The organism is Alteromonas sp. K632G (assembly GCF_017653625.1).
Taxonomy (GTDB): domain Bacteria; phylum Pseudomonadota; class Gammaproteobacteria; order Enterobacterales; family Alteromonadaceae; genus Alteromonas; species Alteromonas naphthalenivorans.
The window spans coordinates 186,202-207,677 of the sequence record NZ_JAGGDM010000004.1 but is presented as its reverse complement, the minus strand read 5'-3'; the positions used below and the strand labels follow the sequence as shown (position 1 = coordinate 207,677).

Genomic DNA, 21,476 nt, shown 5'->3' with positions numbered 1-21,476 from the left:
ACATTTATGGCTAAGGTACTTGTCATTGGCGCATCAGGCCAAATTGGTAAACAGGCTACTGGAAAATTACTTGAAGCAGGACACCACGTGGTGGCGCCTGTACGAAGCCCCGAAAAGCTAAACGACGTTGAAAACGAAAACCTTGTGGTTAAAGAGCAAGATCTTGAAAAAGACTTCTCTGAACATTTCGAAGGTGCAGACTGCGTTGTATTCGTTGCCGGCAGCGGCGGTAATTCGGGCGATGATAAAACGCTTCTTATCGACCTTTGGGCTGCGCGAAATGCAGCAAATTACGCTAAGGCAGCTAATACGCCTAAATTTGTGATGGTAAGTTCAATAGGGGCTGGCGATCCAGACGCAGTAAGCTCTAGCATTAAGCCTTATTTAGTCGCTAAACACATGGCTGACGAGCACCTAATGAATAGCGGTGTGCCTTATGTCATTTTACGCCCAGGCACACTGTTAAACGAGCCAGGTACACATCTGGTGTCTACCGATATGCCTGACAACCAAGATGATGCTGTCATTCCTAGAGAAGATGTGGCAACGGCTATCGTCGAAGCAGTGAATCGTAGTAACACTGATAACATAACCACTTACCTGTTTAAGGGTGATACGCCGATTTCGAAAATTTTCGAATAAGCGAATACTGCTAAGTGATAAAATCACAAACGCCAGCAAATTTGCTGGCGTTTCTTTATTTAATTGCTAGCGTTCAATGCGTTGCATTAAGGGACAATAGACTGGCTTACCCAGTTACCCATTTCGTCACGACGATGTAACTCTCGATACTGTGGATTACCGCGTAAATTTAAATAGTCCACGTTGAAAATATCTAACAAAATAACGCAAAAATGTTCAGGAGCGACAGAATAGTCGCCTGCAATTTGAAGCGGCAACCCGTTGTTTCTTGGCGTACCGGGGTCGCCCCATAGAAACTGCTTCTTACCAGCATCAGACAATTTTGCCCAATGCGCCTCTATTAACGCCCTATCTTCGTTTTCAGTCACAATAGTCGCATTTACACTGAATCGATACTGCTCACGAGTTTTCGAAAAATACCAACAACCTTGTGCTTTCGCTTGCTGCGACAACTGGTTGTATTTTTCGGTACGGGTATCTGAAATAACAATCAGCTTGTTGTCATCACTTAAGCCTCGGTACACCACGGTTCTGCAGTATGGCACGCCGTCTTTATCAGCGGTTGCCAACTGAAAATAACGGCTCTCAGGCATACTTCTGCTAGCGTGTAAGCTTTTTGTTAACCCTGTACGCCACTGCGGCATTTTTGAAATTCTCCGGTCGCTTAAGCGGCTTTACGTTGGGCAAGCGAAAACAAGGTATAGAAGTTTTCGGTGGTAATGCGTGCTAATTCCTTCACCGAAATACCTTTTAATTCGGCAATGAATTCTGCCACTTCTACCACATAGCCAGGCTGATTTTGTTTACCTCTGTGAGGCACAGGTGCAAGCCAAGGGGAGTCGGTTTCTATTAATAAGCGTTCAAGGGGAACCGCCTTTACAACTTCTTGTAATTCACTGGCGGATTTAAAGGTGACTATGCCTGAGATAGAGATATAGAAATCCATTTCAATGGCAGCTTGGGCCATTTCAAGAGATTCGGTAAAGCAATGCAGCACACCTTTTGTATGGCTAGCTTTGTGTTCGCGCAGCAAATTAATGGTGTCGTCACGGGCATCACGGGTATGGATGATAAGCGGTTTTTTCGTTTCGTTAGCGACTTTAATATGATCAACAAACGACGTTAGCTGAACCGCTTTGCTTTCAGGGCTATAAAAATAATCTAAGCCTGTTTCACCAATGGCCACTACCGCATCGTCTTGCGCTTTTTCAAGTAACTCTTGATAAGTACATGCATCTTCTTGGTGAAGGGGGTGTACGCCACAAGAGACAGAAACGTCATCGAAGTCCTTTACGGTTTCTAACATGCTGTCGTAATCGGTCACCGATACGCACACACATAAAAAGTGCTCTACACCGCGGGTACGAGCAAAGTTAAGAGTTTCTGCCAATGCTTCTGGCGATTGCTTTAATCTGTCTAAATGACAATGTGAATCTACGAACAAAATATACCTATCTTTTTTACGGCTAATCCAATAATAACCTGGCCTAGCGCTGAAATTGTTTCAAAATACTGACCAACACCATGGACTTATTCACCCCTGGGTGCTGTAAGGTTTTTACTGCGTCTACGCAAGCGCGATAACGTGCGTAATCTTGCGCTTGCTGGCGTTCTACAAACGATTTATGCGCCATATGTTGACACCATGTTGCTACCTGAACAGCGTCACCTTGCCATTTATTAGCCAGTGCTAAAAGTTGCTGACTTCCTGAACTAGCAAGTAGTGCGCCCATACCGTCGGTAAAGGTACGATAATTAAAATCGCTTTCGCTATTAAGTGCTGCTTCTAAACGAAGTGGCGCATAACCATAGGCTTCTAGTAACGCTTCACTGGCATCTTGTACGCCTTGTTGCTGCAAATAGGCCAAACTACTTTGCACATCAGGCAGACCGAGTGAATGTTTTTCACATCTACTCAAAATAGTGGGCATTATTCGATTCAGGCTGTCAGTGATAAGCAGCAAGTAAGTATTATTGGTGGGCTCTTCTAACGTTTTCAAGAGTGCATTGGCCGCCGCTTCTGTCATGCTATCGGCCACGGGGATCACCAATACCTTATTGCCCCCCATTTGCGCCGTGCCGCTTAACTTGGCAATACCATCACGAATTTTATCCACGCCCAATTGTTTTTCGCTTTCTAACACGTAAAAGTCGGGGTGATTACCAGCAAGACGCAAATGGCAGCTTTGGCATGTATTGCACGCCCCTTGAGGGGTTGGCTTTTTGCACAACAGCGTATCCGACAGCCCTGCAACCAATTTTGCTTTACCAATACCTTTAGCGCCAATGAATAACAGCGCATGGTGCAGCTTGTTATTAAAATAGCGTACAAGCAATTCGTTATAGGTATCAGTGAACCAAGGAAGCATTTGCCCAGATTGCATTAAGAAAGGTACTCCTGCACAGCGGTTATCACGTCTTTATGTACATCTTCCATAGCTTGCATGGCATTAATCACCACAATACTGTCGTCTTGTGCTGCTAAGCTCAAGTACCGTTCACGGGTGCGCACAAAAAAGGCTAAACCTGCTTGTTCAATACGATCTAGCTCTCCCCTGCCTCTCGCGCGTTCTAGCCCTATGGCTGGCTCAACGTCCAAGTACAAGGTCAAATTAGGTTTAAAACCGTTAAGCGCTATTGTGCTAATGGCAGTCATGGTATCGGCACTCACGCCGCGGCCACCGCCTTGATAGGCTTGTGAAGACAAGTCATGCCTGTCACCTACTACCCACTGCCCTGCATTTAACGCCGGAAGTATACGGTTTGTTAATAACTGTACCCGTGCGGCGTACATCAACAGTAATTCTGTTTCTTCGGCTACGGTTTCGTCCCAGTCGTGTTTAACACACTCGCGTATCGCCTCGGCCATAGGCGTACCGCCAGGCTCGCGCGTTTGCTCAACCTCAATACCTGCTTCTTGCAAATGCTTTACGATAAGCCCAATCACTGAACTTTTTCCGGCCCCTTCTAGGCCCTCTACTACAATAAACTTTCCGTTCATAATTATTCGTTGCTGGACTTATTATTTTCTATTTAACTGATATTTTCGCACAGCAGCATTATGGGCTGCCAGCGAAGATGAAAATTCGTGGCTACCATCACCCCTAGCCACAAAATACAAGGCATCGGTTTCCATTGGGTTTAACGCGGCCCAAATGGCTTCCTTACCGGCCATCGCAATAGGCGTGGGCGGCAAACCTTTAATTGTATACGTGTTGTAAGGTGTGGGCGTACGAAGGTGCTTACGGGTAATATTACCATCATACGCATCGCCAATGCCGTAAATAACGGTGGGATCGGTTTGTAATCGCATATTTTTCCGCAGTCGGTTTACAAATACCCCCGCTATTTTGGTTCGTTCTGCACTCACTGCGGTTTCTTTTTCAATAATACTTGCCAATATTAGGGCGTCGTACGGTGAGTTCAATGGCAAATCTGCTTGCCGTTGCTGCCACTGGGTTTCGACATAATCTAACATGGCCTTGTGGGCGCGTGTTAAAATGCTACTGGTCGCAGTGTTAGCGGTGAAGAAATACGTATCGGCTAAAAATAAGCCTTCGGCGCTGCTAGCTTCACTCAGCCATAGCATTGGCGCTTTTTCCTCATTTACCGAGCTTGAGATATTAATCGTCTCTTCAACCTGATCCAGCGATACATCGTTTATCAGTTCAGTTTGCGCCTTTAACGTAACCAACCACTCTTTTAGTGTCAGTCCTTCTACCAAGCTCACGGCAAAATAGTGCTCTTCACCACGGCTTAATATGCCGAATACTTCTCGTAGTGATAACCCAGGTGTTAAACGGTATGTACCCGATTTCACGTGGGTATTGGCAGCGAAAAATTTGAGCCAAAGTTTTGTTGCTAATTCAGGGCTATCGATTAACTCCCGTGCCCGAAGATCCCTTACCACTTTATATCCGTTACTGCCCTTTTCTACCGTATAAAGCTGTGGTTGGGGAATCGACAAGGGTGATGAAGCTTGCCCATTTACATATAAAATACCAAAGGTAATTGCACCCACAATAAGCGCTAGCATTATCCCAATGCTAATAACTATTCGCATGATCGTCCTGAATTTTCTCTAATACTAACTTAGCAAGGCGCTTTGCCCCTTCATGAGACGCACTAAATGCTAACTCATCACTCGTTTTTCCGTCGTTTAGCAAAACTTTATTGACTGGCATTACGCCCATTAAGGCATTGGTGATCACCATTGCCTTAGCATTAGCGATATCAGCCAAAGTGTATTCGCCTTCATGAACGACTAAAGCGTTGCTACTTATGTCGCTGTCTTTTGTCGAGCTTGGTTTTAACATACTTAATAAGCACTGGCGCACAACACCATTTACACCACAGTTATTTACCTTTGGTGTGTGCCATCCAGTATCGGTTTGAAAAAATACGTTTCCCGCACTGGCTTCAATAAGGTGCCCTTGTGTGTCGAACACTAAGGCATCATCGGCATTCGCCTCAACAACTTCACGCTTAACCAATACCTGCTCTAACCGGTTCATATGTTTAATACCACCCAGTAAAGGCTGTATGGCCAAGGGTGTTTTCGCGTTTATTAGGGTTAAACCACTAGCAGCAAGTTCAGAATAATGCGCAGGATACGTATGGGTGGAAAACCGAACAATAGCCGGAGCTTGGCTATCTCGTGCGTACCCTCGACCGCCCTCTCCTGAAGACACATGAACCTTCATTACTCTTTTAATGCTGAAGTGTTCAAGAGATTCGGTAAGTGCGCTAACATAAACATCAATTGCCTGTCTAAGTGCAGTCATGTCGAGGGAAATGGCTAACGCTTTAGCATCATGATTGAGCCTAGCAAGATGAAAAGACAGTAGTTCTACTTTCCCCTGGCTAACGCACATAGTAGTAAAAACGCCATCACCATAGTTCAGTGCCCTGTCGTTAAGGGCAATTGCATCGGCGGATGAAGGGGTTGAAGATGCGGTGTCGGTATTTGCGACTATTTTCACAACTAGCTCTAATAATTAACGTCTGTCGTGCAGTATACCAAGTTGTTGTGCGCAAACAAGAAAGGCAGCTTGCGCTGCCTTTAATCAATAACTACGGGTGTCCGAACGTGTGTTCGGGCTTAAATTCGTTTGAAAATAAGCGAACCGTTAGTACCACCAAAGCCAAATGAATTACACAGCGCATAGTCTGAAGTAAACATTTTTGCTTTATTCGCCACGAAGTCTAAATCGCATCCTTCGCTTGGCTCATCCAAATTAATGGTGGGCGGTGCCATTTTGTCACGTAGTGCCAATATGGTGAAAATAGCTTCTACAGAGCCTGCTGCGCCAAGTAAATGACCTGTCATCGACTTAGTAGAGCTTACCAGCATGTTGTGCGCATGTTCGTTGAATACGCGCTTAACCGCTGCTACTTCTGCAATATCACCCGCTGGTGTAGATGTACCATGCGCGTTAACGTAGCCAATTTCGCTGCTATCAATTTTTGCATCGCGAATAGCGTTACTCATTGAAGCCGCTGCACCTTCACCGTCAGCAGGTGGTGATGTCATATGATAGGCATCGCCACTCATACCAAAACCAACAAGTTCAGCGTAGATGGTTGCACCACGCGCTTTCGCCGCTTCGTATTCTTCTAGCATTACTACGCCAGCACCTTCGCCCATCACGAAACCATCACGATCTTTATCCCAAGGGCGACTAGCGCCTTGAGGATCGTCGTTTCGTGCAGACAATGCACGTGCCGCAGCAAAACCCGCAATACCTAATGGCGTAATAGACGCTTCTGAACCGCCTGCTAGCATGGCATCTGCATCGTCATACGCGATAGTACGCGCAGCAATACCAATGTTATGCACACCAGTGGTACACGCCGTCACGACGTTTAGGTTTGGCCCTTTAAGCCCTTCCATGATAGACAAAAAGCCTGAAATCATATTGGTAATAGTGGAAGGCACAAAAAATGGAGAAACGCGCTTAGGACCGCTATTCATTAATTTAGTGTGGTTTTGTTCAATTTGTTCTAGCCCGCCAATGCCTGAACCAATAGCTACACCAACACGGTGTGCATTTTCTTCAGTTATCGTTAAGCCCGAATCAGCCATGGCCTGTTTACCCGCTGCAATACCCAGCTGAATAAACCTGTCCATTTTTTTCGTTTCTTTCTTTTCTATATATTCCTGCGGGTCAAAGTTATCAACTTGACCTGCGAAACGGGTGGAATAGTCACTGCAATCAAAGTGGGTGATTTCACCAATACCGCTTTCGCCTGCTAACAGACGACGCCAAGTCTCATCTACAGAAAGACCCAAAGGTGAAAGCATGCCAAGACCAGTAACCACTACGCGACGTTTTGTCACAAAAAGCCCTCGCATTGGAACTAATAAGGTGGGAATACAAAAACGGCTCTAAAGAGAGCCGTTTTTTAATTTACTGTAACGAAGACTTAAGCGTCTTTGTTAGCATTGATATAGTCAATAGCTGACTGAACAGTAGTAATTTTTTCTGCTTCTTCGTCAGGAATTTCAGTATCAAATTCTTCTTCTAACGCCATTACTAGCTCAACAGTGTCAAGTGAGTCTGCGCCCAAATCATCAACGAATGAAGCTTCAGCTTTTACTTCTTCTTCTTTTACGCCAAGTTGTTCAATGATAATTTTCTTAACGCGTTCTTCAATGTTACTCATAATTCTAGGTTTCCCTTAAACGTCACTAGATAGTCAAAGTGCCGCTAGTTTATTTTGCAAGGTACAAGCTTGCAAGCACCAGTTTAAACAAATTTTCTGGTCAAACCAGCGGCATCCCAAATTCTTAATGTTCTATTTTTACATCCAAGTTCGGGGAAAATCCACCCCAAACACAGTTAAATTCACAATTTTCGTGAATTTAACCCATATACATACCACCGTTTACATGGATAGTTTCGCCTGTAATATAGGCTGCACCGCTGCTCACTAAAAAGGCAACAGTGGCTGCTATTTCATCAGGTTCACCTAAACGGTTAGCAGGAATATCTTTAAAAATTGCGCTTTTTTGATCGTCCGTCAATGATTTTGTCATGTCGGTATCGATAAAACCAGGCGCAACAACGTTAATAGTTATACCACGAGAAGCCACTTCACGTGCCATAGATTTCGAAAAACCAATAACACCTGCTTTCGCTGCTGCGTAGTTTGCTTGCCCAGCATTACCCGAACTACCCACTACAGAACCGATATTTACAATACGGCCAAAGCGTTTCTTCATCATACCGCGAAGTACTGCTTTTGACAGCGTAAAAATGGCTGTAAGGTTAGTATTAATGATGTCTTGCCATTCGTCATCTTTCATACGCATTAACAAGTTATCACGAGTAATACCTGCATTATTAACCAAAATATCAATGCCACCGAAGGTGTCATTAATTTCCTTGATTATAGCATCTATACTGTCTTTATCGGTAACATTTAGTGCAATACCTTTGCCACCAAATTCAGATAAATATTCAGTAATTGCACTTGCACCACTGTCGCTTGTAGCAGTGCCTACAACCGTAGCACCCTGCGCTGCAAGCTGACTAGCAATGGCTTTACCAATGCCTCGGCTAGCGCCTGTTACCAGTGCTACTTTGCCTTCTAACTGACTCATAGCGTTTCCTTATTGTTTTAATGCTTCCACACTTTCTGGGGTGTTTACAGCAATGGATTCTAAACTTTTATTAATGCGTTTATTTAATCCTGTAAGTACCTTACCTGGGCCTACTTCAATGATACGTTCAACACCTGCTGCAGCCAAATACTCTACGGTACGCGTCCACTGAACAGGGCAATATAATTGGCGTACCAACGCACTTTTTATTGATGCACCGTCAGTTTCAATGGTCACATCAACATTATTAATGATATTGATTGCAGGGGTATGAACGCTTGTTGACGCCAGCGCATCTTCTAACTTGTCAGCAGCGGGGCGCATGAGTTCGCAGTGCGAAGGCACACTTACCGATAATGGAAGAGCTCGCTTGGCACCCGCTTCTTTACACGCCGCAGCAGCTTGCTCAGCGGCCACTTTTTCGCCAGCAATAACCACTTGCCCTGGCGAGTTAAAATTAACCGGAGACACTACATCGCCTGTCGCAATCGCCGTTTGGTGGCACACGTTGGCAATGGTATTGTCGTCTAAGCCAATAATGGCATACATAGCACCGGCACCCGCTGGCACCGCCTCTTGCATATATTGACCACGAGCTTCAACCAGCTTTATCGCATCAGCAAAAGACATAGCACCGCCACATACTAGGGCTGAATACTCACCCAAACTGTGTCCCGCTAAATAGCTCACTTCAATGCCTTGTGCTTCTAATACGCGCCAAGTCGCAACACTAGCAGCAAGCAAAGCTGGCTGAGTAATATGAGTTTCGTTCAATTTTCCATCGGTATCGTTTTGTACCAGATCCCAAAGATCGTAACCTAATACGTCTGAAGCTTCTTTGAAGGTATCTAAAACCGAAGGATGGCTGTCGGCCAACTCTTTAAGCATGCCCACCGATTGTGAGCCCTGCCCAGGAAAGACGCAGGCTGTTTTTGTCATTGTTGTTCCTTATTATTTTTTGTATACAACGAATTTTTGAATACAACGAATTCAATAAGACTGATAGAAGAAACTAGTATCGTACCAGCGCAGATGCCCAAGCAAAACCGCCGCCGAACGCTTCTAATAATAAATGTTGCCCACGCTGAATCCGACCATCGCGAATAGCGGTGTCTAGTGCTGTGGGTACTGTGGCTGCGGATGTATTACCGTATTTTTCTAACGTCACTACCACTTGGTCTAACGACATATCTAATTTTTTGGCTGTCGCTTTAATAATTCTGAAATTCGCTTGGTGAGGCACTAGCCAATCCAGATCAGATTTTTGCATATTGTTGGCCGCAAGGGTTTGCTCAACCACTTCAGACAATTTGTTCACGGCAACTTTGAAAACTTCGTTTCCGCGCATAACGCCCCAATTTTCGTGTACTGATGCTTCATCACCACGCGTAGGGTTTCCAACGTAAAGTAAATCGCCGTAAGAACCATCGGCATTTATATGAGTAGATAAGATACCCGGCTCATCACTGGCTTCTATAATAGTGGCACCCGCGGCGTCACCAAAAAGAATGACCATAGTGCGATCTTCAGGTGCTATCAAACGGCTAAGACAATCTGTACCAATAACTAAGATACGCTTAGCCATGCCAGATTTGATGTATTGGTCGGCCACACTTAATGCGTAGCAATAACCCGCACACGCAGCAGCCACATCAAAAGCAGGAATACCGTTAATACCTAAAATGCGCTGGATTTCACAGGCCGTGCTAGGAAGTGCATAGCGTCCGCTCGTAGTAGCACACACTATCATGTCAATTGATTGAGGGTCGATGCCTGCCATCTCTATGGCTTTCTTACTTGCCTCTGCCCCCATGGTCGCAGCGGTTTCTTCAGCACCTATAATTCGGCGTTCTTTAATACCGGTTCTATCAGTGATCCATTCATCACTGGTATCAACCATAACTTCCAAATCGGCATTGGTTCGTATATCACTAGGGTAATAACTTCCAGTACCGATAAATCGAGAATATTTGCTCAAAGCTGCTCCAATAAAACCGTTTCTATCTTCGTTTTTATCTTGTCTGGAACTCGCATCTTTGCTTCTTTCATTGCTTGCACAATGGCGTAATAAAAGGCGTCTTTAGATGCATTTCCATGACTCTTGATAACAATGCCGCGCAATCCTATCAGACTCGCACCATTATACTGGTCGGGGTTCACGCTGTTATAGATAGATTTGAGCAATGGAAAAGCAATTTTGGCCATTAGCCGCGTATAAAAGTTCTTTTGTGACTGGCGCTTCACTTCATTAATGACTAACTTGGCTAGGCCTTCACTGGATTTAAGCGCAACATTGCCGGTAAAACCGTCAGTTACCACCACATCGGCTTTATCGGTAAAGATGTCATCACCTTCTACATAGCCAATGTAGTTAATGCCTGGTGCATCTTTAAATAGTTGGTCGGCTAACTTTACGTACGCATTTCCTTTTATATCTTCTTCACCCACGTTTAATAAGGCAACTCGCGGCGAAGGAATACCCGCGGCTTCTTGCGCTAACACCGAACCCATCACACCGTACTGAAATAAAATTTCAGGCGTGCAATTCACATTCGCGCCTAAATCGAGCAAGAATACATTATGGTGACTCGCGGTGGGCATCATGCTGATAAGTGCTGGCCTATCAATACCCGACAAGGTTTTTAATAAGTAGAACGATAAGGTTAAGAGCGCGCCAGTATTGCCTGCACTTACACATGCATCGGCTTCGTTGCTTTGAACATATTCAATCACACGGCGCATTGAAGAGCGTTTTTTATTGCGTAACGCAGAGGTAGGCGCCTCACCCATTTCAACCACTTGGTCGCAATGAGATACGGTTACCCGACTTCGTTGGGAAGCGGTGAGATTTTGGATTGCTGGGGATATAACGGCTTGGTCGCCGCATAGCAAAAAATGAACGTCAGAATGAAGTTCAATGGCCTTTACAGCCGCAGAAAGGATAACAGGGGGACCATGATCGCCCCCCATGATATCTAACGCGATGGTTAGCTTAGACAAAATGTAGACGCCGAATTACGCGCCGACTACTTTATTGCCTTTGTAATAACCGTCAGCTGTCACGTGGTGACGACGGTGTGTTTCACCCGACGTAGGGTCGACAGACAAAGTCGACGCTGTCAATGCATCGTGTGAACGACGCATGCCACGCTTAGAGCGCGTTTTACGATTTTTTTGTACAGCCATAACTTACTCCTGGTCTCGCTTAAGTTCTTTCAAAACCGCGAAAGGGTTTTCTCGCTCTTGTTCCGGTTCAATCTTTCCAAATGACATATCATCTTTAGACACTGAGCACTCCTCCTCTGCATGAAGGGGTACGATGGGCAAAGATAAAAGTAACTCGTCTTCAAATATCTGAAGCAGATTAACTTCTCCGTGGTCGTTGACCTCTACCGGTTCGTAAGCCTCGGGTATTGGATCTTCTTCATTTCGTTCTTCTCCCTGCACTGGAGTAAAACAAAAATCCACATCAAGTGTGGTATCAAATTCACCATTACACCGCTGGCAGAGAAGTGTTACCTGAGTGTCTAAATGACCGTGAAATACAGTAAGACCCTGCTCGTCTTTTTTGAACTGCACATCGACGTTCACATATTCACTACATCGGACAACTGCCCCACTCAATCGTTCCATATCTTCAGACACAAGAACACCCCGATAATCGGAACGTTTCATAGCGCTGCTGGTCGGTTCGACCGTATGAGGGAGTTTCACTTTCTGCATAGGGCGCGCATTCTATAGATTCCACGTCCCACTGTCAAAGATTTAATGGGCGTTTTTGTATAATAATTTAGCGATTTTGTACTTCTTTTCATAAACCGAATTTTAAGGGAATAGCCCCAAATAACAAGTAAAAAGAACATGATGTGTTTAAAATAGCGGAAGGTTGGTAAAATGGCGTATTGTCAAAACAAACCAAGTTGGCAAACGGCATTACGCTCATTTATAAAAACACGCTATATTTAAGGTAAGTTGTAATTACTCTTTATGAGTAATTTAAAGGTTTTTGGTGGTTTTTTTTGGGGTTACTCGAAAAATAAGCCAGATAAAAAGGAGTTCAGTGTTTAAGGATAAGCACAGGCTTGCGTAAGAGGACACACAACGCGTAGACCGGTTAATTAACACTTAATGTAAGATTGAGGTTTTGTAGTATGACCACACTCGTTCTAGCTTCATCATCTAAGTACCGCCAGCAATTATTGTCGAATATTGGCATTCAAGCTGAAATAAGCAAACCAGATATAGATGAGACTCCCCTACCCGACGAAACACCCCTTGCGTTGTGCAAACGTTTAGCGTTCGAAAAAGCTAAAAAGATTGCCCAACAGCAGCCAGGGAGAATTGTAATTGGAAGCGATCAAGTTGCTTCTGTCGAAGGTCCTGATGGCAAAATTATACTAGGCAAGCCGGGAACAGTTGAAAACGCCGTAGCGCAACTGAAAATGTGCCAAGGAAAATCGGTGTATTTTTATACCGCGATAAGTTTATGTAAAGCTGAAAACGACGAAGACCTACCCGACATCCTTACTAGCAATTTAGACACTATTACTCGGGCTGAAGAAACCTGTGTGTATTTTCGTAGCCATAAAGAAGCACAACTACGTGCTTACGTTGAAGCCGAAATGCCACTTGATTGTGCGGGGAGTTTCAAATGTGAAGGCATGGGGGCCTTATTGTTTGAACGTATTACCAGCCGCGACCCGAATACGTTAATAGGGCTTCCCGTTATGCTGCTACATAATATGCTAGACAAACATTTTAATATCGATTTGCTAGACCTAGCTACTGCCAAGGCCTAGCGGATGAAGATTTGCTTTGCTATTGAACGCCAAACTAGCGGAGCAAAAACTGCTGAAGTTCGCCAATGGAATGCACAATGGTTTCAGGCGCCAACGCTTCAAGGTGAACTTGTGCATGCACCCCGTAAGAAACCCCTATTCTGCGCATACCAATAGATTTTGCCATTTGCATATCGTAAGTGGTGTCGCCAATCATGACGGCATCATTCGCACTAATATTTAGCTCGTCTAAAATTTGCAGTAGCATGTCAGGTGACGGTTTAGACTGCGCGTCATCAGCGCATCGTGACGCACTAAAAAAGTGGCCAGTCTCGGTTTGCGACCAGGCCCTATCAAGACCTCTTCGCGCTTTCCCTGTTGCTACAGCAAGGGTAGCTCCCTTTGCCTTTAGTGCTGATAACAAATCTTCTACACCATTAAACAACGGGCACGGCGTAGCATCATGGATTACAAAGGCTTCTTTATAAGCCAGTACTAAGCGCTCAGCAAGGGCATCATCGTCAATACCAAATAACTGCTTAATAGCAGGTTTTAAGCTAATACCTATAATGTGACTTACCGCATCAGCACTTGGAACCGGCATGTCACAGTGTTTTGCTGCTATCTGCATACAGTTGATAATTTTATCGGCAGAGTCCATTAAGGTGCCGTCCCAATCAAAAATAACCAACTTATAGCGCATAGTTACAGCGTTCCTTCTATATAAAGAATCTATATAAATAAATAGTACTTAATTAATAAGTAAACTTACCGAATACCCTAAAAGCTTTATGACAAGGCTTTAAGGGTATTGGTTAACGTGGCATCTAACGGTGCGGTAAATTTAACCCGCTCTTCTGTGCCAGGGTGAATTAGCGAAATGCTATGTGCGTGCAAAAATAGGCGATTTAAGCCTTTTTGACGCATAGACTCATCAAACTCGGTATCACCGTATTTAGGGTCGCATGCAATAGGATGCTCAGCGTGTAAACAGTGCACTCGGATTTGATGGGTTCTACCTGTAATAGGTGAAGCCTCTACCAAAGTAGCGGTGTCGAACTTTTGCAATATGCGATAGCGGGTTTCAGATGGCTTGCCATCTTCACTTACGCTCACCATGCGTTCACCCGATTGCAACACATTCTTACGAAGGGGCGCTTTTACTTTAAAGCGATTGTCAGGCCACTGCCCTGCCACGAGGGCTTGGTAGCGTTTATCCATTTTACCGGTACGCAACTGCTCATGCATATGACGAAGTGCAGAGCGTTTCTTAGCAATAAGAATACAGCCAGAGGTGTCTCTGTCTAAACGGTGTACCAATTCCATAAAGTTGGCATCGGGACGCAGTGCCCGTAAACCTTCAATAAGACCAAAACTCAAACCACTACCACCATGAACGGCAATACCTGAAGGCTTGTTAATCACTATAATGCGCTCGTCTTCAAATAATATTTGAGATTCAAGCGCTGCAATTTTATCGAGTTTTGGCGACGGTCCAGGTGTTCCTTCAGAAACTCGCACAGGTGGGATACGTACCACATCATCGGCAACGAGTTTATATTCGGGTTTTACCCTGCCTTTATTTACGCGCACTTCACCTTTACGCAAAATGCGATAAATCATGCTTTTGGGCACACCCTTTAATTGGGTGCGCAAAAAATTGTCTACACGTTGCCCTGCTAAATCGGGTTCAACGGTAACGAAACGGACTGATTGTTGGGTTTGTTCTTTCATAAACTCCATTATAACGCATTGCAAAAGCAGACCGATACAGAAACTTTGATGTGCCTTAAAAATAAAACCCTTTGACTACTTTTGATACTAAACGAGCATTTAGCACAGAAAAACCGCATTATCTGGGCTTATTTACCCCTCACACCTTGCTTAAATTGAACCTTTGATGCCATAATAAAAACTGTATTTTACGCGGCCAAATCATGCCGGTGAAACACAACATTTAACATAGTGAGCATTTAGAGCAGGTTAATTCGTTACCCGTTTATTTCGCCACTTTTGTTATCCATAAGAACAGCGTCACGTTCCAATTGCATTATTCAATGAACACGCAATTTTATATCTGGAACGAGAATTATAGAGGCAACGACTACACTGCCGTTAGATAATTCAGATGCTGTTTGCGAACATAAAATAAGTTCGCCGTTTAGCTAACAGAATTGAATTGACAAACAAGCGCCAGCCTAAGAGCGGTGTTTGTTAAAAAGATAGATAGAGATAAGGGTATGTCGCTCCCGACATCCTTAAGAACAATATAAAACGCGGAACGAGTAACGAAAAACGTTACATGCCGCGTAAGTTCAAGGATAATGCGGCGTTACAACAAGGTCCCCGTACAATCGTGAGGTTGCGCGGTGAGGGTTTGTACATGTCACTTTAATTTTGTATCTGGACGGCTGTATTAAAAACAGAGTTAGATACAATGAAAAGAATGTTAATTAATGCAACTCAATTAGAAGAGTTGCGTGTTGCCCTTGTTGATGGGCAGCGGTTATACGATTTGGACATCGAAAGTCCTGGGCACGAACAGAAAAAAGCAAACATTTACAAAGGTAAAATAACCCGCGTTGAGCCAAGCCTCGAAGCGGCATTCGTAGACTACGGCGCAGATCGCCACGGTTTCCTACCTCTTAAAGAAATCGCTCGCACTTACTTCCCTAAAGGCTACCGTTTCGAAGGCCGTCCAAACATCAAAGATGTTATTAAGGAAGGCCAAGAAGTTATCATTCAAATTGATAAAGAAGAACGTGGCCAAAAAGGCGCAGCGCTTACTACTTTCTTATCGCTGGCTGGTAGCTACTTAGTATTAATGCCAAACAACCCTCGTGCTGGCGGTATTTCTCGTCGTATCGAAGGTGATGAGCGTACAGAACTTAAAGAATCTTTGAACAAACTAGACCTGCCTGATGGCATGGGCTTAATCGTTCGTACCGCTGGCGTAGGCAAATCTTACGAAGAATTAGAGTGGGATTTAAAAGTACTACTTACCCATTGGGAAGCAATTTCTAAAGTGGCTGAAGAGCGTGAAGCGCCCTTCTTAATTCACCAAGAAAGTAACGTAATTGTACGTGCAATTCGTGACTATCTACGTCGCGATATTGGTGAAATTTTAATTGATAAAACCAGCATCTACGAACAAGCGCTGCAGCACATCCAACTAGTGCGCCCTGACTTCGCTAGCCGCGTTAAGCTTTATCGTGGCGAAGTACCTTTGTTCAGTCATTATCAAATTGAAAGCCAAATTGAGTCTGCCTTCCAACGTGAAGTTCGCTTACCATCTGGTGGTTCAATTGTTATCGACCCTACTGAAGCGCTTACTTCTATTGATATTAACTCTGCCCGCGCAACAAAAGGTGGAGATATTGAAGAAACGGCATTAAATACAAACCTTGAAGCCGCTGACGAAATTGCCCGTCAACTTCGTTTACGCGACTTAGGTGGCTTGGTTGTTATCGATTTTATCGATATGACCCCAGTACGTCACCAACGTGAAGTTGAAAACCGCATGAAAGACGCGGTTCGCAGCGATCGTGCTCGCGTTCAACTAGGCCGTATTTCTCGCTTTGGCTTGCTTGAAATGTCACGTCAGCGTTTACGTCCATCATTGGGTGATTCAGCGCACCATGTGTGCCCTCGCTGTTCAGGACACGGCACCATTCGTGGTACCGAGTCATTAGCGCTGTCTATTTTGCGTATTCTTGAAGAAGAAAGCATTAAAGAAAACACAGGCCAAATTGAAGCACAGCTTCCTGTATCAGTAGCAACCTACTTGCTTAATGAAAAGCGTAAAGCAATTCAAAGCTTAGAAAAGCGTCATGGGGTTAACTTATTACTTATCCCTAACGCCAACCTTGAAACACCTCACTACCAAGTCACTCGCCGCCGTCCAGATGATATTCTAGATGACGCAAGCTACGAAGTAGAGTTAATGCCAACGGTTGAAACGGAAACTGAAACCACAACGTCAGTGCCGGTTAAGCGTGAAGAGCCAGCATTGAAAGGGCTAGTTGCGCCTACCGCGGCACCTGTTGTTGCGCCTAAGGCAGAAACACCTGAAGCTAAAGCTGAAAGCTCACCATCACTATTTGCCCGCATAGGTAAATGGTTAGGTGATGTGCTTGGTGGTGAAGACGAGAAAGCGAAAGCAGAAGCTGAAGCGAAAGAAAAAGAAAAGCAGAAGCAATCTGAAAGCCGCAATAATCGTGGTGGCAATCAGTCTCGCAATCGCAATGGTGATGATCGTCGCCGTAAGCCAAGAAAGAACACACGTCGTAACCAGCCTCAAAACAAAGATGGCGAACAAGAACAACGTACGCCACGTTCTGAGCAAGACGACAAGCCACGCGCAAGTAACAATAAGCCTCGTAAGCCTCGTAAACCTCGTGACGAGACTCAGAAGCCTAAGCAAGAGCAAAGCAGAGATAACGCGCAAGACGAAGCACCTAAGACCCAAGACAGGAAGTCTCAAGATGCTAAGCCTCAAGAAGCGCAAAAGAAACAAGAAGTGGCTGAGCGCCGCAAACGCAGAGATACTCGTCGCAGCGTACGTGTGAAAAAAGATGACAATACACAGTCAAACGAAGCACCGGCTAGCAAACCAGTTAAGTCTCTTGCAGTTGATAAGCCTAAACCTGCTAAAGCAGCCCCTGCTGAAACTGAAGAAGTTAATACTTCACCAGTTCAGTCAACTGATGCACCAGCAGCTTCTGAATCAGCAGCGCCTGTAACACAAGCCTCTCAGCCAGCTGACGTTAAGTCGACCACTGAACAAGATGCTCAATCTTCTTCAGAGCAATCGAACAACGACACTGATGAAAATGGTCAACAACGTGAAAGCCGTGGCCGTTCACGTCGCTCTCCTCGTCATGTTCGTGCTGCTGGTCAGCGCCGCAAGAAGGAAGCGCAGCAGTCTAATGATGACAACAGCGCCCCGGTAGGTGAACAGTCAACAACAAACGTTGAAACTACACCGTCACAAGAAGTACCAGCTTCAACGGCTCCTGCCGCCGACGTTAGTGAATCAGCACCTCGTGCAGAAGATACACAAGCAGCAATGCCTGGTAAACTTGAGGCAGACACTGCGCATACTCAAAATGAGAATGCCCAGCCTGCTGCTATTGATGCAAGTGCCGATAATGCTGAAGCGCCTACTGCGACTAAAGCAGAAGACACTCAAGCCACTAAGCCTGGTGTACTAGCGCCGTCGGAAGAAAAAGCAGAACCTGCAACAACAGAAACCGCATCAGCTAAGCCAGAAGCGCCAGCAGCTGAAGTAGTTCAAGACGAAATGCAGTTCGAGCTAGCTTCGCCTAAAAGTGAAGCAGACGCACCTAAGCCAGCTAAAGCTGATGTTACTCCTGCTCCTGTCGCTGAAGCTGCACCTAAACAGGTTGAAATTAACCTAGGTGAAGATTCTGCTAAAGCAGCAAGTGAACCTAAGGCTAAACCTGCGCCAAAAGCGAACCTTAAGAAAGCCAAAGCAGCGGTATCTAAGCCTATTACTACAGGTGTAGCAGCTAGCAGCCGTGGTCGTATTAATGCATCTGCGCCAATGGCAGCGCCAGCATCGGTTGATGACACGTTCAATGACGTAGCGCTTACCGCTAAGTCTGACGATAGCCGCCCAGCCATTGTAGTATCGGGTAGAAGCGCAGCTATTGCGAAGGCAAGTGCCGCCGCATCAGCACCAACAACACTGCCATCCAGTGTTGATGAAAACGCCTAAGCGTGACTAGCAACCCTAGTTAGTGATAGCGCTAGCCATCCTTGACTAGCGTTGTTACTAGGAACTAAGGTTGTTTACACACGATAAGAAGCCGCTTAATTGCGGCTTTTTTAATGGTCATTCATATTGCTGAACAGTGGGAGTAAAAGGTTGGATAAAGTTAAACCCAGCTTGATTGATTGGTTAGAAAGAACCACCCAAAAAGAAGTGCGCTCCCCAGTGCTTATTCAGTCACTATGGAGTGGTTATGGCGCATGCTTTCGTGCAACCCTGTTTGATAACGCTAAGAACACTTCAATGCCTGTGGTGGCCAAGTGCGTTCAACCCTCTTCACAAATTAGCCACCCAAAAGGATGGCAATCCAATACCAGTCACCTTAGAAAATGCCGATCATTTCAGGTAGAGCACTACTTTTACACCCGTTTGCAACCTAGCACTAACGCAGACTGCTTAACCCCTATGTGCTTAGCAGCCGCTAGCGGTGAAAACGATAGCAATGCACATATCTTAGTAATGGACGATCTAGATAACGCGGGATTGACAACACGTGCCACTTCGCTAAGTGTAAAACAAGCGCAATCGGTATTGCGTTGGCTGGCAGCATTTCATGCTCGCTTCATGGGTATTGTTGACACAAATGTCTGGCCCGAAGGCACTTACTGGCATTTGAGTACACGACAAGATGAATGGCAAGCGATGGTAGATGGGCCTTTAAAACGGGAAGCTAGCAGATTGTCGACCCAACTTTCATCAGCACGCTTTCAAACCTTATTACACGGTGATGCCAAGGTTGCTAACTTTTGCTTTACCCCCGACTTTACCCGATGCGGTGGTGTGGATTTTCAATACACTGGATTAGGAGTAGGAATAAAAGACGTTGCTTATTTTATTGGCAGCGCGTTAAGTGAAAGCAATCAACGAACCCACACTACTCAATGTTTGGATTACTATTTCGAGTGCCTAAGCAGCCAACTAATAGGCACAAAATACCAATCACAACATCGAGTAATAGAACGGGAGTGGCGAGCGCTATATCCTGTTGCCTGCGCTGATTTTAATCGATTTTTAGCCGGTTGGAGCCCTGACCACTGGAAGATTAACGGTGAACTGACTAGGCAAACCGATATCGCCTTAGCGACGTTAATTTAGTGCTTTGTCCAAGGCAACCAGTGTAAAGACAGCCTGAGGCTTTCAAGCACATCGTCCTCGTTTGGTTGCTGATATCCGTAAACCCGAATACCGAAAATAGCCATCATGACCGACGTGGCATACACCTCACTCAGCGCTTCACCGTATTCGCTGGCAATCGCCAGTTTGTACTGCGCTTTAGTACGGCTTAAATAGTCTCCAGCAAGCTTAGCGAGCTTAGGCTCCGTACTGGTAAGTTCTAGTTGGGTTTTAATGATAAAGCAGCTTGCGTAGTCTTTCTTCCCTCTTGCTGCCACCATGTCGGTCAGCAGCATAACAATGCCCTCACCTGTGCCATATGACATCGCAAGCTTCATTTTGTCAGCGCTACGCTGTGCGTAACGTTCCAAACTGGCAATAAACAGCTGCTCTTTATTGCCAAAACTGTTGTACAAGCTGCCCGGCTTTAACCCTGTGGTAGCGGTAACGTCTTGCATCGATGTTCCATGGTAGCCTTGCTGCCAAAACAGCATAATCGTTTTATCCAATATACTGTCTTTATCAAATTGTGCTTTAGCCATCACAGGTACCTTTCGTTCGCTTATTTCCTATTTTTTCTATTTACATCATAGCAATTTTGAACAAACACTCAAAAAGTTATTGAACCCTACTGCAATCTCCTTTATCGTTTTGAACAATCACTCAAAATATGAACGTCTATTTTTATATCATCGGTAAAACCCACTCTTATTATTCGCTCACTTATCTTGCTCATTAAAAGAGGACACCTTATGAAACGATTTATTACTGCGGTACTACTCACACTACCGTTATTTTCAAGCTATGCTCAACAACCTGCAGACAGCAACATGGAAACGGGTAAGCCGTCAGCCCCAAAAGTTATATTCTTCGATGTGAATGAAACCCTGCTAGACCTAACTGCAATGCGAAGTTCAGTGGGAGAAGCATTAGGCGGGCGTAATGAACTACTCCCTTTGTGGTTTTCAACCATGTTGCACCACTCGTTAGTAGACTCTACCACCCAACGTTTTCACACTTTCGGTGAAATTGGTGTGGCGTCATTGCTAATGGTGTCTGAGATAGAAGGTATCTCGCTTACTCAAAAACAAGCGAAAACGGCCATTGTTACCCCACTTCGCAGTTTGCCACCACACCCAGATGTACGTAGTGGTTTACAAGCGTTAAAAGACAAAGGGTATACACTGGTAAGCTTGACCAACTCTTCAAACAAGGGCGTGTATACCCAGTTTAAAAACGCTGACTTACTGGATTTTTTTGAACACCGCTTAAGTGTTGAAGATATCAACCTATACAAACCTGATCTTCGCACTTATGCATGGGCCGCTGAAAAAATGGGGGTTAAACCCGAAGATGCCATGCTTGTTGCAGCGCACGGTTGGGATATTGCAGGGGCTAAACAAGCTGGTTGGCAGGCCGCCTTTATTGCCCGCCCTGGAAAGGTATTGTATCCACTGGCTATTGCACCAGATTACAACGTAAATGACCTTAACGAATTGGTAGACATGCTACCTAAGCAACAATAATTACCGGTTATTTTAGG

Annotated in this window: 22 protein-coding genes; 5 read left to right on the top strand and 17 right to left on the bottom strand. The window is 44.9% G+C overall.

The features are described 5' to 3' along the window. Positions 1-6 precede the first annotated feature (6 nt). Positions 7-642, top strand: a complete 636-nt coding sequence (locus J5X92_RS06115; protein WP_126872190.1) for an SDR family oxidoreductase — start codon at positions 7-9, stop codon at positions 640-642. Between the two features lie 86 nt (positions 643-728). On the opposite strand, the gene J5X92_RS06110 is transcribed toward J5X92_RS06115, so the two are convergent. From J5X92_RS06110 to yceD, 14 genes are all read right to left on the bottom strand, one after another. Beyond that, positions 729-1,286, bottom strand: coding sequence for a pyridoxamine 5'-phosphate oxidase family protein (locus tag J5X92_RS06110; protein WP_013784450.1), 558 nt, complete (start codon positions 1,284-1,286; stop codon positions 729-731). A 20-nt stretch (positions 1,287-1,306) separates the two neighbouring features. Continuing rightward, on the bottom strand, positions 1,307-2,086 hold the full coding sequence (locus J5X92_RS06105; protein WP_208805094.1) for a TatD family hydrolase: 780 nt from the start codon (positions 2,084-2,086) through the stop codon (positions 1,307-1,309). Between the two features lie 43 nt (positions 2,087-2,129). Further along, the gene (locus tag J5X92_RS06100) at positions 2,130-3,026 is read right to left on the bottom strand and encodes a DNA polymerase III subunit (protein ID WP_208805092.1); all 897 of its coding nucleotides are present in this window, start codon (positions 3,024-3,026) and stop codon (positions 2,130-2,132) included. After that, a complete protein-coding gene (gene tmk / locus J5X92_RS06095) occupies positions 3,026-3,643 on the bottom strand; it encodes a dTMP kinase (RefSeq protein WP_208805090.1) in 618 nt (205 codons plus the stop codon). Before tmk ends, J5X92_RS06100 begins: the two co-directional genes overlap by 1 nt. A gap of 21 nt (positions 3,644-3,664) precedes the next feature. Next, complete coding sequence (gene mltG / locus J5X92_RS06090; RefSeq protein ID WP_208805088.1) at positions 3,665-4,705, bottom strand: endolytic transglycosylase MltG; 1,041 nt, start codon at positions 4,703-4,705, stop codon at positions 3,665-3,667. Further along, on the bottom strand, positions 4,689-5,624 hold the full coding sequence (gene pabC / locus J5X92_RS06085) for an aminodeoxychorismate lyase (protein ID WP_208805086.1): 936 nt from the start codon (positions 5,622-5,624) through the stop codon (positions 4,689-4,691). Before pabC ends, mltG begins: the two co-directional genes overlap by 17 nt. A gap of 119 nt (positions 5,625-5,743) precedes the next feature. Beyond that, complete coding sequence (gene fabF, locus J5X92_RS06080; protein WP_208805084.1) at positions 5,744-6,982, bottom strand: beta-ketoacyl-ACP synthase II; 1,239 nt, start codon at positions 6,980-6,982, stop codon at positions 5,744-5,746. An 86-nt stretch (positions 6,983-7,068) separates the two neighbouring features. Beyond that, positions 7,069-7,308, bottom strand: a complete 240-nt coding sequence (gene acpP / locus J5X92_RS06075) for an acyl carrier protein (RefSeq protein ID WP_013784457.1) — start codon at positions 7,306-7,308, stop codon at positions 7,069-7,071. Between the two features lie 199 nt (positions 7,309-7,507). Continuing rightward, on the bottom strand, positions 7,508-8,248 hold the full coding sequence (fabG, locus tag J5X92_RS06070) for a 3-oxoacyl-ACP reductase FabG (protein ID WP_057792377.1): 741 nt from the start codon (positions 8,246-8,248) through the stop codon (positions 7,508-7,510). 9 nt (positions 8,249-8,257) lie between these two features. Next, a complete protein-coding gene (fabD, locus tag J5X92_RS06065; RefSeq protein ID WP_126872188.1) occupies positions 8,258-9,187 on the bottom strand; it encodes an ACP S-malonyltransferase in 930 nt (309 codons plus the stop codon). A gap of 73 nt (positions 9,188-9,260) precedes the next feature. After that, entirely contained in the window at positions 9,261-10,226 is a 966-nt protein-coding gene (locus J5X92_RS06060) for a beta-ketoacyl-ACP synthase III (protein ID WP_013784460.1), read from the bottom strand. Beyond that, on the bottom strand, positions 10,223-11,248 hold the full coding sequence (gene plsX, locus J5X92_RS06055) for a phosphate acyltransferase PlsX (protein WP_057792382.1): 1,026 nt from the start codon (positions 11,246-11,248) through the stop codon (positions 10,223-10,225). Before plsX ends, J5X92_RS06060 begins: the two co-directional genes overlap by 4 nt. Positions 11,249-11,263: 15 nt before the next feature. Then, positions 11,264-11,434 carry a 50S ribosomal protein L32 gene (rpmF, locus tag J5X92_RS06050; RefSeq protein ID WP_013784462.1) on the bottom strand — a complete coding sequence of 57 codons (171 nt, stop codon included), beginning with the start codon at positions 11,432-11,434 and terminating at the stop codon, positions 11,264-11,266. A gap of 3 nt (positions 11,435-11,437) precedes the next feature. After that, a complete protein-coding gene (gene yceD / locus J5X92_RS06045; protein WP_013784463.1) occupies positions 11,438-11,971 on the bottom strand; it encodes a 23S rRNA accumulation protein YceD in 534 nt (177 codons plus the stop codon). Positions 11,972-12,399: 428 nt separating this feature from the next. Here yceD and J5X92_RS06040 point away from each other — a divergent pair, with 428 nt between their 5' ends. Next, entirely contained in the window at positions 12,400-13,047 is a 648-nt protein-coding gene (locus J5X92_RS06040) for a Maf family protein (protein WP_013784464.1), read from the top strand. A gap of 34 nt (positions 13,048-13,081) precedes the next feature. On the opposite strand, the gene J5X92_RS06035 is transcribed toward J5X92_RS06040, so the two are convergent. After that, on the bottom strand, positions 13,082-13,729 hold the full coding sequence (locus J5X92_RS06035; RefSeq protein WP_208805082.1) for an HAD-IIIA family hydrolase: 648 nt from the start codon (positions 13,727-13,729) through the stop codon (positions 13,082-13,084). Between the two features lie 86 nt (positions 13,730-13,815). Then, positions 13,816-14,760, bottom strand: a complete 945-nt coding sequence (rluC, locus tag J5X92_RS06030) for a 23S rRNA pseudouridine(955/2504/2580) synthase RluC (RefSeq protein WP_126872186.1) — start codon at positions 14,758-14,760, stop codon at positions 13,816-13,818. 703 nt (positions 14,761-15,463) lie between these two features. Between rluC and rne the strand changes: the two genes are divergently transcribed. Continuing rightward, entirely contained in the window at positions 15,464-18,766 is a 3,303-nt protein-coding gene (rne, locus tag J5X92_RS06025; RefSeq protein ID WP_208805080.1) for a ribonuclease E, read from the top strand. A 150-nt stretch (positions 18,767-18,916) separates the two neighbouring features. After that, positions 18,917-19,915, top strand: coding sequence for an oxidoreductase family protein (locus tag J5X92_RS06020; protein WP_208805078.1), 999 nt, complete (start codon positions 18,917-18,919; stop codon positions 19,913-19,915). Here J5X92_RS06020 and J5X92_RS06015 read toward each other — a convergent pair. Next, positions 19,912-20,475: a TetR/AcrR family transcriptional regulator gene (locus tag J5X92_RS06015; protein ID WP_208805076.1), complete on the bottom strand. Its 564-nt coding sequence runs from the start codon at positions 20,473-20,475 to the stop codon at positions 19,912-19,914. The genes J5X92_RS06020 and J5X92_RS06015 overlap by 4 nt on opposite strands. A 210-nt stretch (positions 20,476-20,685) precedes the next feature. Between J5X92_RS06015 and J5X92_RS06010 the strand changes: the two genes are divergently transcribed. Next, positions 20,686-21,459, top strand: coding sequence for a haloacid dehalogenase type II (locus tag J5X92_RS06010; protein ID WP_208805075.1), 774 nt, complete (start codon positions 20,686-20,688; stop codon positions 21,457-21,459). Positions 21,460-21,476: the final 17 nt, after the last annotated feature.

Excerpts from the sequence above, each read along its gene's own strand:
- J5X92_RS06115 (WP_126872190.1), top strand. The coding sequence starts at position 7 with ATGGCTAAGGTACTTGTCATTGGCGCATCAGGCCAAATTGGTAAACAG.
- J5X92_RS06110 (WP_013784450.1), bottom strand. The coding sequence starts at position 1,286 with ATGCCGCAGTGGCGTACAGGGTTAACAAAAAGCTTACACGCTAGCAGA.
- J5X92_RS06100 (WP_208805092.1), bottom strand. The coding sequence starts at position 3,026 with ATGCAATCTGGGCAAATGCTTCCTTGGTTCACTGATACCTATAACGAA.
- tmk (WP_208805090.1), bottom strand. The coding sequence starts at position 3,643 with ATGAACGGAAAGTTTATTGTAGTAGAGGGCCTAGAAGGGGCCGGAAAA.
- mltG (WP_208805088.1), bottom strand. The coding sequence starts at position 4,705 with ATGCGAATAGTTATTAGCATTGGGATAATGCTAGCGCTTATTGTGGGT.
- acpP (WP_013784457.1), bottom strand. The coding sequence starts at position 7,308 with ATGAGTAACATTGAAGAACGCGTTAAGAAAATTATCATTGAACAACTT.
- fabG (WP_057792377.1), bottom strand. The coding sequence starts at position 8,248 with ATGAGTCAGTTAGAAGGCAAAGTAGCACTGGTAACAGGCGCTAGCCGA.
- fabD (WP_126872188.1), bottom strand. The coding sequence starts at position 9,187 with ATGACAAAAACAGCCTGCGTCTTTCCTGGGCAGGGCTCACAATCGGTG.
- rpmF (WP_013784462.1), bottom strand. The coding sequence starts at position 11,434 with ATGGCTGTACAAAAAAATCGTAAAACGCGCTCTAAGCGTGGCATGCGT.
- yceD (WP_013784463.1), bottom strand. The coding sequence starts at position 11,971 with ATGCAGAAAGTGAAACTCCCTCATACGGTCGAACCGACCAGCAGCGCT.
- J5X92_RS06040 (WP_013784464.1), top strand. The coding sequence starts at position 12,400 with ATGACCACACTCGTTCTAGCTTCATCATCTAAGTACCGCCAGCAATTA.
- J5X92_RS06035 (WP_208805082.1), bottom strand. The coding sequence starts at position 13,729 with ATGCGCTATAAGTTGGTTATTTTTGATTGGGACGGCACCTTAATGGAC.
- rluC (WP_126872186.1), bottom strand. The coding sequence starts at position 14,760 with ATGAAAGAACAAACCCAACAATCAGTCCGTTTCGTTACCGTTGAACCC.
- rne (WP_208805080.1), top strand. The coding sequence starts at position 15,464 with ATGAAAAGAATGTTAATTAATGCAACTCAATTAGAAGAGTTGCGTGTT.
- J5X92_RS06015 (WP_208805076.1), bottom strand. The coding sequence starts at position 20,475 with ATGGCTAAAGCACAATTTGATAAAGACAGTATATTGGATAAAACGATT.
- J5X92_RS06010 (WP_208805075.1), top strand. The coding sequence starts at position 20,686 with ATGAAACGATTTATTACTGCGGTACTACTCACACTACCGTTATTTTCA.